At 71.2% G+C, this 15760-nt stretch carries 17 protein-coding genes, 1 pseudogene and 1 riboswitch; of the genes and pseudogenes, 9 read left to right on the plus strand and 9 right to left on the minus strand.

The features are described from left to right. Positions 1 to 203: 203 nt before the first annotated feature. Positions 204 to 1016, minus strand: a complete 813-nt coding sequence (locus ABZT04_RS08770) for an SDR family NAD(P)-dependent oxidoreductase (RefSeq protein ID WP_356054530.1) — start codon at positions 1014 to 1016, stop codon at positions 204 to 206. Positions 1017 to 1066: 50 nt separating this feature from the next. Here ABZT04_RS08770 and ABZT04_RS08775 point away from each other — a divergent pair, with 50 nt between their 5' ends. Continuing rightward, positions 1067 to 1594: a hypothetical protein gene (locus ABZT04_RS08775; protein WP_356054532.1), complete on the plus strand. Its 528-nt coding sequence runs from the start codon at positions 1067 to 1069 to the stop codon at positions 1592 to 1594. A gap of 9 nt (positions 1595 to 1603) precedes the next feature. Here ABZT04_RS08775 and ABZT04_RS08780 read toward each other — a convergent pair whose 3' ends face one another. From ABZT04_RS08780 to ABZT04_RS08795, 4 genes are all read right to left on the minus strand, one after another. Then, entirely contained in the window at positions 1604 to 2518 is a 915-nt protein-coding gene (locus tag ABZT04_RS08780; RefSeq protein WP_356054534.1) for an SDR family oxidoreductase, read from the minus strand. Between the two features lie 88 nt (positions 2519 to 2606). Beyond that, positions 2607 to 3236: an MBL fold metallo-hydrolase gene (locus ABZT04_RS08785; RefSeq protein WP_356054536.1), complete on the minus strand. Its 630-nt coding sequence runs from the start codon at positions 3234 to 3236 to the stop codon at positions 2607 to 2609. Then, on the minus strand, positions 3236 to 4324 hold the full coding sequence (locus ABZT04_RS08790) for an S-(hydroxymethyl)mycothiol dehydrogenase (RefSeq protein WP_356054538.1): 1089 nt from the start codon (positions 4322 to 4324) through the stop codon (positions 3236 to 3238). Before ABZT04_RS08790 ends, ABZT04_RS08785 begins: the two co-directional genes overlap by 1 nt. Positions 4325 to 4421: 97 nt before the next feature. Beyond that, positions 4422 to 5015, minus strand: a complete 594-nt coding sequence (locus ABZT04_RS08795; protein WP_356054540.1) for a transketolase — start codon at positions 5013 to 5015, stop codon at positions 4422 to 4424. Positions 5016 to 5279: 264 nt separating this feature from the next. Between ABZT04_RS08795 and ABZT04_RS08800 the strand changes: the two genes are divergently transcribed. From ABZT04_RS08800 to ABZT04_RS08815, 4 genes are read left to right on the plus strand one after another with little or no spacing between them, the layout of a single operon-like run. After that, positions 5280 to 6044: an isopentenyl transferase family protein gene (locus ABZT04_RS08800; protein ID WP_356054542.1), complete on the plus strand. Its 765-nt coding sequence runs from the start codon at positions 5280 to 5282 to the stop codon at positions 6042 to 6044. Further along, on the plus strand, positions 6041 to 7387 hold the full coding sequence (locus ABZT04_RS08805) for an FAD-binding protein (protein ID WP_356054544.1): 1347 nt from the start codon (positions 6041 to 6043) through the stop codon (positions 7385 to 7387). Before ABZT04_RS08800 ends, ABZT04_RS08805 begins: the two co-directional genes overlap by 4 nt. Further along, complete coding sequence (locus tag ABZT04_RS08810; RefSeq protein ID WP_356054547.1) at positions 7378 to 8889, plus strand: TIGR00730 family Rossman fold protein; 1512 nt, start codon at positions 7378 to 7380, stop codon at positions 8887 to 8889. Before ABZT04_RS08805 ends, ABZT04_RS08810 begins: the two co-directional genes overlap by 10 nt. A 32-nt stretch (positions 8890 to 8921) precedes the next feature. Then, positions 8922 to 10676, plus strand: coding sequence for an ABC transporter ATP-binding protein (locus ABZT04_RS08815; protein WP_356054551.1), 1755 nt, complete (start codon positions 8922 to 8924; stop codon positions 10674 to 10676). A 64-nt stretch (positions 10677 to 10740) separates the two neighbouring features. On the opposite strand, the gene ABZT04_RS08820 is transcribed toward ABZT04_RS08815, so the two are convergent. Beyond that, on the minus strand, positions 10741 to 11046 hold the full coding sequence (locus ABZT04_RS08820) for a hypothetical protein (RefSeq protein ID WP_356054553.1): 306 nt from the start codon (positions 11044 to 11046) through the stop codon (positions 10741 to 10743). A 171-nt stretch (positions 11047 to 11217) separates the two neighbouring features. Here ABZT04_RS08820 and ABZT04_RS08825 point away from each other — a divergent pair, with 171 nt between their 5' ends. Continuing rightward, entirely contained in the window at positions 11218 to 11583 is a 366-nt protein-coding gene (locus ABZT04_RS08825) for a nuclear transport factor 2 family protein (RefSeq protein ID WP_356054555.1), read from the plus strand. A gap of 75 nt (positions 11584 to 11658) precedes the next feature. Here the strand turns inward: ABZT04_RS08825 and ABZT04_RS08830 are convergent, their stop codons facing one another. Further along, positions 11659 to 12150, minus strand: a complete 492-nt coding sequence (locus tag ABZT04_RS08830; RefSeq protein WP_356054557.1) for a MarR family transcriptional regulator — start codon at positions 12148 to 12150, stop codon at positions 11659 to 11661. A gap of 60 nt (positions 12151 to 12210) precedes the next feature. On the opposite strand from ABZT04_RS08830, the gene ABZT04_RS08835 reads away from it, so the two are divergent. Together ABZT04_RS08835 and ABZT04_RS08840 are read left to right on the plus strand one after the other, a co-directional pair. Further along, positions 12211 to 13050 (plus strand): hypothetical protein, encoded by an 840-nt coding sequence (locus tag ABZT04_RS08835; protein WP_356054559.1) that lies wholly within the window; start codon positions 12211 to 12213, stop codon positions 13048 to 13050. Positions 13051 to 13075: 25 nt separating this feature from the next. Continuing rightward, positions 13076 to 13160: riboswitch (ZMP/ZTP riboswitch) on the plus strand. A 21-nt stretch (positions 13161 to 13181) separates the two neighbouring features. Continuing rightward, the gene (locus ABZT04_RS08840) at positions 13182 to 14030 is read left to right on the plus strand and encodes a bifunctional 5,10-methylenetetrahydrofolate dehydrogenase/5,10-methenyltetrahydrofolate cyclohydrolase (RefSeq protein WP_356054561.1); all 849 of its coding nucleotides are present in this window, start codon (positions 13182 to 13184) and stop codon (positions 14028 to 14030) included. On the opposite strand, the gene ABZT04_RS08845 is transcribed toward ABZT04_RS08840, so the two are convergent. Next, positions 14031 to 14930 carry a CU044_5270 family protein gene (locus tag ABZT04_RS08845; protein ID WP_356054563.1) on the minus strand — a complete coding sequence of 300 codons (900 nt, stop codon included), beginning with the start codon at positions 14928 to 14930 and terminating at the stop codon, positions 14031 to 14033. Positions 14931 to 15020: 90 nt separating this feature from the next. Then, positions 15021 to 15542 carry a sigma-70 family RNA polymerase sigma factor gene (locus ABZT04_RS08850; RefSeq protein ID WP_356054565.1) on the minus strand — a complete coding sequence of 174 codons (522 nt, stop codon included), beginning with the start codon at positions 15540 to 15542 and terminating at the stop codon, positions 15021 to 15023. 9 nt (positions 15543 to 15551) lie between these two features. Between ABZT04_RS08850 and ABZT04_RS08855 the strand changes: the two are divergent. Then, a pseudogene (locus ABZT04_RS08855) lies at positions 15552 to 15760 on the plus strand (cytochrome ubiquinol oxidase subunit I); the annotation flags it as partial.

Raw genomic sequence — 15760 nt, forward strand, 5'->3', positions numbered from 1 at the left:
GCCCACAGTCAGCCGTAGAAGGGCCAACAGGCAGGGCTCGAACCCCCCTTGAAGGAAGCCCCTTCCCACGTCTCCCACATCGTTCTGCGGTGCCGGGCCGCGACGCCGCTCCCGTTCCCGCGTCAGGAAAAGCTCTGGGCCCCACTGGGCCAATCCCTCTGACATGCCTGGCCCCCCTCGGTGAAGCTCCCCACCGCATACCCCTACAGGTCCGACTGGACAACGTTCTCCGGTGTCGAACGCGCCCAGCGGAACCCGGTGTTGACCGCCGTAACTCCTCCGTCGACGGTAAGAGTCGTGCCGGTGATCCACGACGCGTCGCGCGAGGCGAGGAAGGCGACGGCCGCGGCGATGTCCTCTGGCTCGCCGACCCGGCCGAGCGGATACAGTCCGCTCAGCGCGTCCAACTCGTCGTCCCGGCCCTCCCACGCGGAGGTGCGGACCGTGCCCGGCACCACCAGGTTGACGCGCACGCCCCGCCCGGCGGCGTGTCCGGCGAGGGTGCGGGTCAGGGAGATGAGTCCGGCCTTGGCGGCGCTGTAGGCGTGGTTGCCGAAGTCCTGGGCGCCGTTGACGGAACCGATGCTGACGATGGCTCCGCGTCCGGAGGTGACCAGGTGCGGGAGTGCGGCACGGCAGCAGCGGTACGTTCCCGTCAGCGTGATGTCGAGGTCGCGCCCCCACTCGTCGTCGGGCTCGTCCTCGAAGAGCGGGAGGTCGGGGGTGCAGTGGGCGGCGCTGTTGACGAGGACGTCGAGCGCCCCGAAGGAGTCGACGGCCCGGGCGACGGCCCGTTCCACCGACTCCCGGTCCCCCACGTCACAGCCGAACGCCTCGGCCGCCAGCCCGAGTTCACGCAGCGCCGCTGCCGTCCTCTCCGCCTCGGGGAGATCGACGTCGGTCACCAGGACCCGCGCGCCCTCCTCGCCGAGCCGCCGGGAGACGGCGGCACCGATGCCGCGGGCCGCGCCGGTGACGAGAACTCCGTACCCCTCGAAGCGCTTTGTGTCGGTCATGGGCCCGACCGTACTGCCGGAACGATCAACTCGGCAGATACCGTGCGGACATGCACGCGTTCATACAGCAACTTCCCGCGCTGATCGGTGTCGTGATCGGTGCGCTCGGCTCGTACATGGCGATCGTGCGAGGTGAGCGGGTGAGGTTCCAGCGGGAGCGGGAGGCCCGTTGGGAGGAGCGGCGGCTCGCCGTGTACGCCGAGTACGCGCGGACGCTGAAGAAGTCGGTGACTCTGACGTACCGGGTCGAGTCCCACCTGGGCAACGACCCGCATCCGCACCCGCTGACCCCGGCGGAGGCCGAACCCCTGCTGGCCGAGGCGACCGTGGAGCGCGATCCGTCCGGGGAGGCGCTGATCCTGCTGGGCAGCCCGGAGGTGGTGGAGAAGGCCCGGGCCTGGGTCGGCGCGGTGATGGAGATGGAGCGGTTCATGCGCGCCGGGACCCAAGACCCGGCCGCCTGGCAGGAGTTGCTGGAGCGGCAGCGCGCCGGTCGAGAGGGCTACTACGTGGCCGTACGGGACGATCTGGCGCTGCCGCCCGGTCACTCGGCACGCTGGCCGGTGACTGAAGTCTGATCCCCCACCTCACCGATAGCCAGTGACGTCCGCCGGTCTCCCCACGTCCTGCACCTCCACCAGATACCGCCACGCGTCCGGGCGGCTGCCGTCGAGGTCCGTGAAGCCGTACACCGGGGCAAGTCCGCCGCTCGACAGTGACTGCCCGTTCCAGCGCGCCACTTGGGGGTCGATCGCGAGGGCGGTGACGGCGCGGCCGACGTAGCGCGGGGTCTCCGAGATGGCGAAGTGGGGTACGCGGTCCAGGGCGTCGCGCCAGTTGTCCTCGCGTACCCCGAACTGGTCGAGCATGATCTCCGAGCGCAGCCAGCCCGGGGTCAGCGCCACGGCGGTGGCGCCGCGTGGGCCGAGTTCGTGGCCGAGGGCGAAGGCCATGCGCAGGACGGAGGACTTGGCGAGGTCGTAGAAGAAGGAGACGCGATAGGTGTCGCGGTTGTACTCGGCGGTCCCGTCGGTCATTTCGACGACCAGACCGCCGGGGCGGCGCAGGAGTAGAGGCAGGGCGTGGTGGCTGGTGATCGCGTGTGTCTCCACCGCCAGTCTGAGGAGGCGGAGCCCCTTGTCGAGGTCGTGTTCCCACACGGGGGTGTCCCAGGCGAAGAGGTGCTCGCCGCCCCAGATGTCGTTGACGAGGAGGTCGAGGTAGCCCTGTTCGTCGTCGATGCGGTCGACGAGGTCCTGTACGGCCGACGGTTCCAGGTGGTCGGTGGGGACGGCGATGCCCTGACCGCCGGCCGCGGTGACGAGGTCGGCGGTGTCCTCGATGGTCTCGGGCCGGTCGTACTCGGAGCGCCGGGCACGGGTGGTGCGACCGGTCACGTAGACGGTGGCTCCGGCCGCGCCCAGTTCCACCGCGATCCCGCGTCCCGCGCCGCGTGTCGCCCCCGCGACCAACGCGACCCTGCCTTCCAGTGGGCCAGGCATGTCCGACCTCCCGTGCTCGTTCGACCTGTGTCCTGTCGATCGTGCGGGAGAAGCCGGACATCCTCTGTCGTGTTTTGCCCGGCGGGGTTCAGTGCCCCCGCGCGATCCACTCCTCCAGGTGGCCGGCCTCCGCGCCGATGGTCGTCGAGTCGCCGTGTCCCGTGCGCACTGACGTCTCGGGCGGCAGGGTCAGCAGGCGGTCGCGGATGGAATCGATGATGGTCGGGAAGTGGGAGTACGACCGTCCCGTGGCGCCCGGTCCGCCGTGGAAGAGGGTGTCGCCGGTGAAGACCGTGCCGAGCCCGGGGTCGTACAGGCATACGGCGCCGGGCGCGTGGCCGGGCGTGTGCAGGACCTTCAGGTCGGCGCCCGCGGCCTCGATCACCTGGCCGTCGGCGAGATGGGCGTCGGGGTCGCGGTCGGGGTGGGTCTGCTTCCACAGCGGTAGGTCGGCGGGGTGCAGCCAGATAGTGGCGCCGGTACGGTCGGCCAGCTCCGGCGCGGCGTCGATGTGGTCGTTGTGGGCGTGGGTGCAGATGATCGCGGTCAGTCGCCGGTCGCCGATCGCCCGCAGGATGGCGTCGGCGTCGTGGGCGGCGTCGATCACCACGACCTCCCGGTCGTCGCCGACGATCCACACGTTGTTGTCGACGTCCCAGGTGCCGCCGTCGAGGGTGAACTGCCCTGACGTGACGAGGTGTTCGATGCGCGCGGTCATCACAGCACCACCACCGAACGCAGCACGTCGCCGTCGTGCATCCGCTCGAAGGCCTTCTCGATCTCGTCGAGTTGGATCGTCTCCGTCACGAACGCGGCGAGATCCAGGCGCCCTTGCTGGTGCAGGTCGATGAGCATCGGGAAGTCGCGGGAGGGCAGGCAGTCGCCGTACCAACTCGACTTGAGGGCTCCGCCGCGTCCGAAGACGTCCAGGAGCGGGAGTTCGAGCTTCATCTCGGGGGTGGGCACGCCGACGAGGACGACCGTGCCCGCCAGGTCGCGGGCGTAGAAGGCCTGCTGGTACGTCTCCGGGCGGCCGACCGCCTCGATCACCACATCGGCACCGAAACCGCCCGTCAGCTCGCGGATCGCCTCGACGGGGTCCGCAGCCTTCGAGTTCACGGTGTGCGTGGCGCCCATCGAGCGGGCCTTCTCCAGCTTCCGGTCGTCGATGTCCACCGCGATGATCCGCGCCGCACCCGCCAACCGCGCCCCGGCGATCGCAGCGTCACCGACCCCACCACAGCCGATGACGGCGACACTGTCACCGCGCCCGACGTTGCCGGTGTTGATCGCCGCACCGATACCGGCCATCACCCCGCATCCCAGCAGCCCGGCGACCGCCGGGGAGACGGCCGGGTCGACCTTGGTGCACTGGCCGGCGGCCACGAGGGTCTTGTCGGCGAAGGCTCCGATACCGAGAGCCGGGGAGAGTTCCTGGCCGGTCGAGGCGAGGGTCATCTTCTGCTGGGCGTTGTGGGTGTTGAAGCAGTACCAGGGGCGGCCGCGCAGACAGGCGCGGCAATTGCCGCACACCGCACGCCAGTTGAGGATCACGAAGTCGCCGGGGGCCACGTCGGTGACGCCCTCGCCGACCGACTCCACGATGCCGGAGGCCTCATGGCCGAGCAGGAAGGGGAAGTCGTCGCTGATGCCGCCCTGTTTGTAGTGCAGGTCGGTGTGGCAGACCCCGCAGGCCTGCACCTTGACCACGGCCTCACCGGGACCGGGATCCGGCACGACGATCGTCTCGACCCGGACCGGTTCGTTCTTGCCCGGTGCGATCACGCCGCGTACTTCCTGCGCCATGGTCCTGAACCCTTTCGTCGGCCGTTGTCCCTGCCTACGACCCTACGCGTGACTGATCGGTAAGGGCACGACGGAGTCCACGCCGCCCCGCCGGTCGTCACCTCAGGAAAGCGCGGACCGCACGCCCCACGTTCCCTTCGTCCAGTGCCTCCGCGCCGCCCAGTGCCAGGAGCCGGTGCGGTACGTGGACGAGGGTCCCGGCGGCCTCCCGGGCCGAGGTGCCGGGCAGGCCCGGCTCGACCAGGATCACGTCCGCGTGGTCGGCGGCGAGTACGGCGGTACGCAGGCCGATCTCGTCGAAGGGGCGGACGGTGGCCGCGTAGAGGACGGCGAGGTCGAGCCCGGCCGTGGCGCGCAGGATCGGGTCCAGGGTGGCGCCGACCGCGAGCACCACGCCGCCGAGGCCTTCGCGAACGACCTCGAAGCCGCCCTTCACGACGCGTGGCTCGGCGTTGGACTCGCCGGAGACATGGATGTAGGCCTGCCCGCCGTTGTGCAGGGCGCCGAGGATGGCGCGGCGGACTTCCACGGGATGCCCGGGGACGTGCACGGTCCAGCCCGGGGTGGCGGCGAACCTGGTCAGCTCCTCCACCGCGCCGTACCCGACCAGGACGGCGCCCCTGGCCTCGGGCCCGTCCTCCTTCGGCTCGGGGCGGGTCTCGGCGACGGCGAGCAGCATGTCGGATTCCATGGAACTGCCTCCTGTGAAGTGCTTTCTTCAAACGGAGCAAGAATTGGTTAAGAATCCCCGAGGATCCTCGCGGTGCTTTCTCATATCGCCCTGGTTTCCCGACCGAAGGGCCTTCCATGCCCGGGGCATGGACTTTTAACAACCTCACAGGAAAGTGGCGAGGTCTTTGCCCTGCCGAGGCGAACACCTGGTTCGTGATCACAACCCTCGTGCGTAGGTTGACGCTCGTATTTCCCTCTAGGCGTACCGGAAGGGACACGTGTCATGGCCGAAAAGGAAACGCTTCCCGCCGCACGTCCGTTCGTCCATCTGATCGCGGGACCTACCGGGGTCGGGAAAAGCGCGGCGGCGACCGAACTGGCCCGGGCGGCCGGGGCCCCGATCGTCGTCGCCGACCGCTTACAGTGCTTCACCGACCTGGCCACGACGAGCGCCCGGGCGGGCGCCGAGGTGCCGGATGTGCGTCGGCACTGGCTCGGTGACCGGACCTTCGCCGACGGCGATCTGTCCGCGGCGGCGGCCACCGACGCCCTGGTCGGGCTGGTGACGAGGCTTGGTCCGCGGCCGGTGATCGTGGAGGGCGGCTCGATCTCGCTGCTGCGGGAGCTGGCCGCGCGCGGTGCCGGCCTTCCCTGGCGGCTGACGGTCCGCCTGCTGCCCCTTCCCGACCGTGCCGTGTACGTCGCCGCGCTCACCCGGCGGGCCCGCGAGATGCTCGCCCCGACCACGCCCGGCCGGAGTCTGTTGGACGAGTTGGCAGCGCTCTGGCGCGATCCCGGTCATCGGCTGCTCGCCGCCTCGGTCAACGGGTTCGAGGCCGTTCTCGAATGCTGTGCGAAATACACGCTCGATGTGGAGACCATCGACAAGCAGGATCTCCCCGCACACATCCTGAACCGGATGGCCGCCCTGATCGCCGAACGCCATGCTGAGCACGGCATTCTCCAGCATCGCGCGTTCACGGAGATATTCGGGGAATGGACGACGGGGCCCGGAATCGACTTCGGTCCGCTGGAGCGTGCAGCATGAAAGGATCCTCGGATCTCCTTCAGTCGCCGGGCGTCCGCGCCGAGGATCTGGCACGTGCCGCGGACGATTTCGGCCATATCGTGGGGTCCCGTCCGCTCGGCGTTCTGGCCGCGCGTTCCGCCGACGCGGTCCGGGACCTGGTCGCCTTCGCCGGACCGCACGGACTGCCGGTGTCGGCGCGCGGCGGCGGCCAGGCGCTGTACGGGCAGGGGCAGGCGGACGGCGGCTATGTCGTCGACATGGGCGCGCTGAACGAGGTGCGCTGTGTTCCCGAGGACCGGACGCTGGTCGCCGGGGCGGGCGCCCCGTGGCGCGAGGTCGTACGCGCCGCACTCGCCGAGGGGCTCGCGCCACCGGTGCTCCCCGACCATCTCGGCTCCAGCGTCGGCGGGGTGCTGAGCACCGGGGGCTTCGGGGCCGCCAGCCACCGCTACGGGGCGGTCACCGACTGGGTGCGGGAGGTGGAGGTCGTCACCGGCACCGGCGAGCTGCTGACGTGTTCGCCCGAGCGGCAACCGGACCTGTTCTACGCCGTCCTCGCCGGTCTCGGCCAGTGCGCCCTGATCGTCGGCGCCACCCTGCGGCTGGTGCCCGCGCCGGACCGGGTGCGCCGCTACCGCCTCTACCACCACTCCCCCGGTGGCTACTTCACCGACCAGCGGCGACTGGCCCGGGACGCCCGCTTCAGCCAGGTCGCGGGCCAGGCCCGGCCGGTACTGGGCGGCACCTGGGACTACATGATCGAGGCGGTGGCCCCACACCGCGGCCAACCGCCGTACGAGGACGAACTGTTGATCGGCGACCTGGACCACGACCGGGACACGGAGGAGATCGAGGACCTCTCCTACGCCGAGTATCTGCACCGCATGGACCGCGACGAACGGATGCTGCGCGCCACCGGCGAGTGGCACCGCCCGCACCCGTGGCTGACCCTACTGCTGCCGGAGGAGGCCGCCGTCTCTTTCGTCCCGCCGCTGCTCGCCGAGGAGGCCCAACAGGGCTTGCGCGCCTGCGGAACGGTCCAGCTCCGCCCGCTCGCGGGCCACACCCTGCGCACCCCGCTGCTGCGCAGGCCGCCGGGCGAACTCCTCTGCCTGCTCTCCCTGATGCGCACGGCACCACCCGAACACCCCGACGCCGTACGGCGGTTGGTGGCCGCCAACCGCGCACTGTACGAGCGGGCCACGGCCGTCGGCGGGGTGCTGCACCCGGGCGGCGCCCTGCCGATGACACCCGCCGACTGGCGCGCCCACTTCGGCCCCACATGGTCCCAACTGGCTCGCGCCAAGGACCGGTTCGACCCGTACTCCGTCCTGACCAGGGGGTACCGGCTGTGGCCGTGACCTCGGTGACCGTCTTCTGCGGGGCGTCCCCCGGCCGCGACCCCGGTCACTCCCGGACGGCCGCCGACCTCGGCCGCGCCCTCGCGGAGTCCGGCCTGCATCTCGTCTACGGCGGTGCCGGCATCGGCCTCATGGGCACGCTCGCGGACGCGGCCCTGGCCGCCGGCGGCCCGGTGACCGGGGTCGTACCGCGCCGCATGCTGCCGTACGAGATCGCGCACACCGGACTGACCTCGCTCGAAGTGGTCGCCGACATGCACGAGCGCAAGGCGCGGATGGCGGCGGCCGGCGACGCGTTCGTGGCGCTGCCCGGCGGGCTCGGCACGGCGGAGGAGCTGTTCGAGGTGCTGTCGTGGGCGCAGTTGCGGGTCCACCGCAAACCGGTGCTGCTCCTGGACCCGTTCGGCTTCTACGACCCGCTGCTTGCTTTCCTGGAGCATGCGCGGGCCGAGGGCTTCCTGCGGCCGGGGGACCTGGAGCGGATCGTGGTGTGCGCGTCGGCGGCGGAGGTGGTGGCGCGGCTGGTCGACAGGCCTGCGGAGACGGCTCGTTCGACTGCTCCGGTCCGGCCGCCCGCCGGACGGACCGCGTTCCTGTTCTCCGGCGCCGGCTCGCAGCAGCCCGGCATGGGGCGCGAACTCCACGCGCTGTTCCCGGTGTTCGCGGACGCCCTCGACGAGGTCTGCGAACTGCTGGACCCGTACCTCGACGTCCCGCTCCAGGACGTGATGTTCGCCGAGCGGGAGACGCGCACGGCGGGACTCCTGGACCGCATCGCCTATGCCGGCCCCGCGATCTTCGCGCTCCAGGTCGCGCAGTACCGCCTGTTGCGCACTTGGGGAGTCCGTCCGGACGTCGTCTTCGGGTATTCGGCGGGGCGTATGGCCGCCGCCCATGTCGCGGGCGTGTTCTCGCTGGCGGACGCCTGCCGTGCCGTGGGCACGCTGTCCCGGCTGATGGGCGCACTGTCCGGGGCGGGCGGCATGGCGGCGGTGGAGGCGTCGGAGGAGGAACTGCGACCGCTGCCCGGAGTGGTGATCGCGGCGGTCAACGGGCCCCGGTCCGTAGTGGTTTCGGGTGACCGACGGGCGGTCTCGGAGATCCACGCCGAGTGGACCGCCCGGGGCCGCCGGTCGCATGTGCTCCGGGTCGACGTGGCACCCCACTCCCCCCAACTCGACCCGCTGCTCGACGACTTCCGCCGCGCCCTGCTCCCGATGGACCTGCGCGCCCCGAGCATCCCGCTCGTCTCCGACATGACCGCGAAGCCAGTGGGTGCCGAGGCCGCGACACCGGAGTTCTGGGTACGGGAGCTGCGCGACCCGGTCCGTTTCGCGGACGCCGTCGAGACGATGTGCGCGGACGGTGTCACGGACTGGCTCGAACTCGGGCCCGGCGACGTCCTGTTGGGCATGCTGGAGGCCTGCGGTCCCGGCACGGCGGGTGCGCTGTCGATGGCCCGGGACTGGCGGATGCTGCGGCCGGTGACCGACGTAGCCTGAATGCTCCGACCGCTTCCCTCCCAAGGAGCACCGTGAGCAACGCAGGGACTCGGAGCGGCCCGCCTGCCTGGCGTCTGCTCCTCGACTACGTACGACCGCACCGCTGGGCCCTGTTGGCGGGCGCGCTGCTCTCGCTGGTCACCGGGGGCACCGGGCTGCTGCTGCCGCTGGTGGCGCGCGGGCTCATCGACGATCTGTCGCACCACCGGACCATCACCGGGGCGCTGCTCGCGATGTCGGCGCTGGTGGTCGCCAACGCGGCGTTGGGCGCGCTGGGTTCGTATGTGCTGCGGCGCACCGCCGAGTCGGTGGTGCTCGGCGCGCGGCGCGCCCTGTCGTCGTATCTGCTGCGGCTGCGGATCACCGCCGTGGACCGCAGCGAGCCCGGCGACCTGATGGCGCGGATCACCTCGGACACCACCCTGCTGCGCGAGGTCACCACCGACTCGCTCGTCGGCTTCGGCACCGAAGGGCTCATCCTCGTGGCGACGATCGTCATGATGAGCCTGGTCGACCCCGTGCTGCTGGCTGTCACCCTCGGGGTGATCGCGGGCGCGGGCACTGTCCTCAGCGTGATCGTGCCGCGCATCAACCGGGCCAGCCGGCAGGCGCAGGACGCGGTCGGCGTGATGGGCGCCTCGCTGGAGCGGATCCTCGGCGCCCTGCGCACGGTGAAGGCGTCCGGCGCCGAGGACCGTGAGGAGCGCACCCTGCACGCGGCCGCCGAGGAGTCGTGGCGGCAGAGCGTGCGCGCCGCCAAGTGGACGGCGGCGGCGGGCAATACGGCCGGTCTGTCGATGCAGATCGCGTTCATCACCGTCCTCGCGGTGGGCGGCGCACGGGTGGCGACGGGCGCGATCGACGTCGGCACCCTGGTCGCCTTCCTGCTCTACGTCTTCTATCTGATGCAGCCGATCCAGCAGGTCGTCGGCGCGATCACGCAGTACCAGACGGGCGCCGCGGCCCTCTCCCGCATCCAGGAGGCGCTCCACCTCCCCGCCGAACCCCCGTCCCCGCAAGCACAGTTGCCCTCCCCCGGCGCCGCGCCCGCGTCCCTCGCCTTCGACGACGTCCGCTTCCGTTACGGCGACGACCTGCCCTACGCCCACCACGGCGTGACGTTCGAGGTACCGGCCCAGGGCATGACGGCGTTCGTCGGCCCGTCCGGCGCGGGCAAGACCACCGTGTTCTCCCTCATCGAACGCTTCTACGACCCCGAGTCCGGCGCCATCACCGTCGACGGCCGGGACCTCGCCGACTGGGAGCTGTCCGGGCTGCGGTCCGCCATCGGCTATGTGGAGCAGGACGCGCCGGTCCTGTCGGGTTCCCTGCGCGACAACCTGCTGCTGGGCAACCCGGACGCGAACGACGACGACGTCACCCGGGTCCTGAAGACGACGCGGCTCGACGGCCTGGTCGCCCGGCTGCCGAAGGGCGTCGACACTCTGGTCGGCCATCGCGGCACCCGGCTCTCCGGGGGCGAGCGCCAGCGTGTCGCGATCGCCCGCGCCCTGCTGCGCCGCCCCCGACTGCTGCTCCTGGACGAGGCGACCTCGCAGCTCGACGCGGTCAACGAGGCGGCCCTGCGCGACACCGTCGCCGATGTGGCCCGCACGACGACGGTCCTGGTCGTCGCGCACCGGCTGTCCACGGTGACGATGGCCGACCGGATCGTCGTCATGGACGCGGGCCGCGTGCGCGCGGTGGGGACGCACCGGGAGCTGGTGAGTGCCGACCCGCTCTACGCGGAGCTGGCGGCCACGCAGTTCCTGGCCACGCCCGGCTGACCCGGGGCACGCCTGAGGGCCGCCCGTTTCCGGACGGCCCTCGAGGTCTGTGTGGAGCGCCGGGTCAGGACTCGATGCCGGGGACGAGATTCGTGACCGGCGCGACGAGGTCGGTGACCTGGTGGAGCTGCTGGAGCTGCTGGAGGTCGTTCAGGCGGTTCAGCGCCTTCATCTGGTCCGCGACCCGCGGGACCCGCGCCTGGTACTCGGCGGGGATCTCACTCACCGCGAGCGAGTCCAGCAGGGCGACCGGGTTGATCTTGCCGTCCTTGAAGGCGGGGGCGTCGGCGGCGTTCGCCATCGGCGCGGCGAGGGCGGTGACCCCGACGGCGAGACCAACGGCGGCGACAATACGTCGTGTTGAGATCATGCTTTCAGCAACGCGGCCGGTCCTCGCGCGGACACGGGCGCCGGGCGCCGCTCACCCGTCAGGCGGAGCGCGCCGTTCGGTTTGCCGAGCCCGGCGCGGCGGAGGAGTCTCGTAGGAGAGGCGCTTCGCGGCTCGCTCCTGTTCGGGTCGCGGCCCTCCGAGGAGGTCACCATGGGTACCGCGGCAGGCCCCGGCTTCGACACCGAAGCCCTGCGCCGGGGCATTGAGGATCACACAGCGGCGACACTTCTGTCGCTCTACGCGGACGACGCCGAGATCCACGTCGTCGACCACCAGACCCAGCCCAGCAACCCCAAAGTCCTGCACGGCCGGGACGAGATCGGCGCCATGCTCGCCGATGTCTACAGCCGCGACATGACGCACAAGCTGGAGGAGTGCGTCGTTCAAGGGGACCGGGTCGCCTACAGCGAGTCGTGTCAGTACCCGGACGGGGCCAGGGTCCTCGCCGAGTCGATGCTTCTGCTGAACGACGGCAAGATCACCCGGCAGACGATGATCCAGGCATGGGACGGATAGCGAGGCTGGTGCCGAGGGTCCGGGTCAACACCCGTCTGACCTGGACCTTTTCGGCGAGTACGGTACCCGGGGCGGCTACCGGGACTCGACGGCGAGCACCAGTTTCCGCAGCAGGTCTGCGAGCGTCCGCCGCTCTGCTGGGCTCAGTGCTGCGAGCAGTGCGAGCTCGCCCGCTTCCTCCGCCGCCATGTGCTGCTCGAACACGGCGTGCCCGGCGTCGGTGAGCCGCACCCGCACGCGCCGCCGGTCCGCCGTCTCATGGGTCCGTGCGATCAGCCCCGCGTCCTCGATCGGCCCCAGCCGCGCGGACAGCGCGCCACGGGTCAGCCCGAGCAGCTCGGCGAGCTGGGAGGGACTCGTCTCGTACGGCGGCCCGAGCCTGCGCAGCACGAGGAGCACCTTGTACTGCCACTGTTTGAGCCCGTCGGAGTCGAGCGTGTCCCGTCGCGCCCGACCGGCGTGGCGGGCCAGGATCGCCAGCCGGAAGAAGATCGCCTCCTTCACCGGGTCCATCCAGGCCAGTTCCTTCGCCCAGAGCGCCACGTGCCGGTCGACCGAGTCCTCCACCAGTTTCCTCCCGCAGTAGTTTTCTTGTGGATGGTTTTTCGCGTAACTACCTTCCCCGTCATGACATCCTCAGCGAACACGGTCGTCCCTGTCGAAGAACTCGTGGCGGCAGCACAGGAGTTGAGCGTGACGGGGCGATGGGAGCGCGCCTCCCGCCTCCTGGACTCGTGCGGCACGGACGACTCGGAATCCCGTGCGCAGATCGCCCGTGCCGCCGCCCAAGTGGCCCTGGAACAGGACTGGTTCGCCGGTACGGACACCGCGGGGGCGCGCATCGAAGCGGCCGCGAAGGAGTTCCCGGACGGGGACTGGGACCTGGACTTCGCCCGGCTGCGGAACACCTACCGCCGACTCCTCGTCGTCGACGGCCGGCTCCGGCTGGGTCCCGTCGGCAAGGCCCCGGAGGCCCTCGCGTCCCTGCTCCGCGAGGCGGAGGCGCTGCGGGACAGCGCGCCGGACGAGGGGCGCCGGGGCTGGGCGGAGATGTACCTGGGCCTGATCACGGACAACCACTTCGCCGACCTGCCGGGCGCACCCCCGCACTACGCGTCCGCGCTGCGCGCCGCCGAGTCGGGCGACGATCCCCTGCTCGCCCGCGAGGCCCTGCGCCATCTCGGCGACCACGACCACGACGCCGGTGACCACGCTCGCGCCCTGGACCGCTGGCGCCGGGCGACCACGCTGGGCGCCGCCGCCGGCATGGTCCCCGGCACCCTCTCCCAGCTACTGCTGCTGTCCGTACTGGCCCGGGACTCCGGCGACGAGGCCGGGGCGAGGGCGCTCGCGACGGAGGTCGCCCGCTGGGCGGAAGCCATCGGAGCCGTACGGCTGGCGGCTCAGGCCCGCGGCTTCCTGGCCGGCGTCGACCCGACGGCACCGCCCTCGGAGAGCGGGTCCTGACGGCCCTGGAGCCCTCGGTTAGGCCTTCGTGGGTCGTGACTGGCGCTGAGGTGGAGCACCACCGTGGAGCGGCCCACGCGGAGTCGATGCCGTGCGCCTGGGCGATTGGTCAACCAGCTCAGGAGTGGATCATGTCTCAGGCACGACTCATGGACGGCACCGCGCTCGCCCGGCGTATCGTCGAGGACACCGCGAAGAGGGCCGCCGACCTCACGGAGCGCACCGGTACGGCGCCCTGTCTGGCGACGGTCCTGGTCGGCGCGGACCCGGCCTCCGTCACCTACGTACGGATGAAGCAGAACCGTTGCCGCAAGGCCGGTATCGAGTCCCGGCACGTGGAACTGCCCGCCGCCACGACCACCGCCGAACTGGTCGCCACCCTCACCGCGCTCTCCGCCGACCCGACCGTGCACGGCATCCTGCTCCAGCACCCGATGGGTGAACACATCGACGAGCGGGCCGCGTTCGAGTCGATCGCGGCGGAGAAGGACGTGGACGGCGTCACCTTCGCGTCCTTCGCGACGATGAGCTTCGGGCTGCCGGGCTTCGTGTCCTGCACGCCCGGCGGCATCATGCGGCTGCTCGACGAGTACGACGTCGACCCGTCCGGCAAGCGGGCCGTCGTCGTCGGCCGCAGCGCGATCCTCGGCAAGCCGGCCGGCATGCTGCTCCTGGCCCGGGACGCGACGGTCACCTACTGCCACTCCCGCACCCGCGATCTGTCGGCGGCGGTCCGCGAGGCGGACATCGTGGTCGCCGCCGTGGGACGGCCCCGGCTGATCCGCGGCGAGGACATCAAGCCGGGCGCGGTGGTGCTCGACGCGGGGTACAACGCGGGCAACGTCGGCGACGTCGACTTCGAGTCCGCCGCCGAACGCGCCTCGCTGATCACGCCGGTGCCGGGCGGCGTCGGCCCGATGACGATCGCCACGCTCCTCGAACAGACGGTGGACGCCGCCGTCCGGCAACTCGGAGTGTGATCAGCGCAGCCACGCGCTGTAGTCCATGACGTCCCCGGCCTTGACGCCGTACTCGGGCTGGTCCTTCGTGAAGGTGGTCTCCAGCCCGAGGACGGCGCCGGTGGCGGGGTCCATGATCAGCATCCGGCGGGTCGCGGACTGCTGATACACGTACGCCTCCCCGTGCCGCCCGAGCCGGTCGGTCACCTCCCCCACGGGCCGCAGCCCGTCCACGCCCGCGAGCAGTCGCGCCAACGCCGCCGACTCACGCGCGCCGAGCGTCCAGTGGTCCAGCAACTCCTGTACGGCGTCGAGGAGTTCGGGGGTGGTCAGCGGCGTCTTGCTGTTCGCCGTCTCCTGGAGGTACGAGCGGAGTCCCGCGACGTCGTGCGGCGGCGACGACTCCGGCGGGACGTCGCTCCAACTCGGCGGATACGTCGTGTCCTTGAGGACATGCCCGTCCTCGACGATCCGTTCGGTATGAGTGTCGTCCGCCTTCCACCGCACGATCCTCTCCTCCGGGAAGGTGACCGGCGGCTTGTCGTCGGACATGCCGAGGCTCCAGGAGTGCACGTGAGTTCCCTTGCGCAGTACGGGAGTTCCGTCGGCCGCGGTCGCCGCCGCGAGTGCGGCGAGCTGGTTCAGGGACACGGGGGTGGAGTGGGCCTGCACCACGAGTGGGCGGGGGGCCGCGACGGCAGGAGTGCTGCTCGGTCCGCTCAGCAACAGCGCGCACACGGCCGTCACGACGGAGACTCCGGCCATGAGGCTCCAGAGCAGTCGGCGACGCCCGGTCCGACGTTCGTGGAGCAACTGGTTGAGCCGGCGCTCTGGGTGATGGTCGAGCGGCCCGTCGCCGTAGAGGGGGCCGTCGGCCGTGAACGGGTTGGCGCTGCGCAGGAGTTCGAGTTCGTCAGTCATGCCGGTGGTCCTTGGATGGGGTAAGTACGGTGATCCGAAGGGGCGTGGAGAGCTGGGCGAGCAGCCACGACGGCGCCGCGGAACACGTGATCATCGCCCCGCCCCTCCCAGCACCGCGAGCCGGTCGATCTCCGCTCTCAATCTCCGCCGCGCCCGGTGCAACCGCATGGCCGCGGCCCGCTCCCCGCACCCGAGGACGACGGCGACCTCCTCCACACCCAGCTCCTCCCAGGCGGTCAGCCGCAGCACCTCCTGGTCGGCCGGCGACAACCGTGCGAGCGCCTCGTGCACCCAGGAGCCGGGCGTCTCCGCCTCGGGACCGGCCGCGACCTGCCGCCCGTGCGCGCTCTCGTCGTTGCCGAGCCGATCGACGAGCCTACGGCGGCGGCCGTAGCCGCGTACCGCGTTGGCCAGGCAGTTGCGGGCCACGCCGTACAACCAGGGCAGCGGGGACGTTGGCAGGTCGGCGCGGCGGCGCCAGGCGACGGTGAAGACCTCCGCCACCACTTCCTCGACCTCGCTGTTCCGCCCGTCCAGTCGCCGGGCAACGTAGCGGCTGACCGCCCAGTAGTGCTCGCGATAGGCAGCGGCGAAGATCTCGTCGTTGCTCATGTTCCGTTCATGTCCGGCACTCGGGCGATCGTCACACCCGGTTTCGTGATTCTCGTCGCGCGTGTCGAGTGTGACCGGCGGCCGGGGCGCGGACACAGGCGGGGTGTGAGAGACCTCAAGAGCATCAAGTGGCTGACGACCACGGACCACAAGACGATCGGCACGCTGTATCTGGTCACGTCGTTCGCGTTCTTCCTGATCGGTGGCGTGATGGCGCT

The sequence above is a fragment of the Streptomyces sp. NPDC005492 genome (genome assembly GCF_040605995.1).
In the GTDB taxonomy this organism is placed as follows: domain Bacteria; phylum Actinomycetota; class Actinomycetes; order Streptomycetales; family Streptomycetaceae; genus Streptomyces.

Excerpts from the sequence above, each read along its gene's own strand:
- ABZT04_RS08770 (WP_356054530.1), bottom strand. The coding sequence starts at position 1,016 with ATGACCGACACAAAGCGCTTCGAGGGGTACGGAGTTCTCGTCACCGGC.
- ABZT04_RS08775 (WP_356054532.1), top strand. The coding sequence starts at position 1,067 with ATGCACGCGTTCATACAGCAACTTCCCGCGCTGATCGGTGTCGTGATC.
- ABZT04_RS08780 (WP_356054534.1), bottom strand. The coding sequence starts at position 2,518 with ATGCCTGGCCCACTGGAAGGCAGGGTCGCGTTGGTCGCGGGGGCGACA.
- ABZT04_RS08785 (WP_356054536.1), bottom strand. The coding sequence starts at position 3,236 with ATGACCGCGCGCATCGAACACCTCGTCACGTCAGGGCAGTTCACCCTC.
- ABZT04_RS08790 (WP_356054538.1), bottom strand. The coding sequence starts at position 4,324 with ATGGCGCAGGAAGTACGCGGCGTGATCGCACCGGGCAAGAACGAACCG.
- ABZT04_RS08795 (WP_356054540.1), bottom strand. The coding sequence starts at position 5,015 with ATGGAATCCGACATGCTGCTCGCCGTCGCCGAGACCCGCCCCGAGCCG.
- ABZT04_RS08800 (WP_356054542.1), top strand. The coding sequence starts at position 5,280 with ATGGCCGAAAAGGAAACGCTTCCCGCCGCACGTCCGTTCGTCCATCTG.
- ABZT04_RS08805 (WP_356054544.1), top strand. The coding sequence starts at position 6,041 with ATGAAAGGATCCTCGGATCTCCTTCAGTCGCCGGGCGTCCGCGCCGAG.
- ABZT04_RS08820 (WP_356054553.1), bottom strand. The coding sequence starts at position 11,046 with ATGATCTCAACACGACGTATTGTCGCCGCCGTTGGTCTCGCCGTCGGG.
- ABZT04_RS08825 (WP_356054555.1), top strand. The coding sequence starts at position 11,218 with ATGGGTACCGCGGCAGGCCCCGGCTTCGACACCGAAGCCCTGCGCCGG.
- ABZT04_RS08835 (WP_356054559.1), top strand. The coding sequence starts at position 12,211 with ATGACATCCTCAGCGAACACGGTCGTCCCTGTCGAAGAACTCGTGGCG.
- ABZT04_RS08840 (WP_356054561.1), top strand. The coding sequence starts at position 13,182 with ATGTCTCAGGCACGACTCATGGACGGCACCGCGCTCGCCCGGCGTATC.
- ABZT04_RS08845 (WP_356054563.1), bottom strand. The coding sequence starts at position 14,930 with ATGACTGACGAACTCGAACTCCTGCGCAGCGCCAACCCGTTCACGGCC.
- ABZT04_RS08850 (WP_356054565.1), bottom strand. The coding sequence starts at position 15,542 with ATGAGCAACGACGAGATCTTCGCCGCTGCCTATCGCGAGCACTACTGG.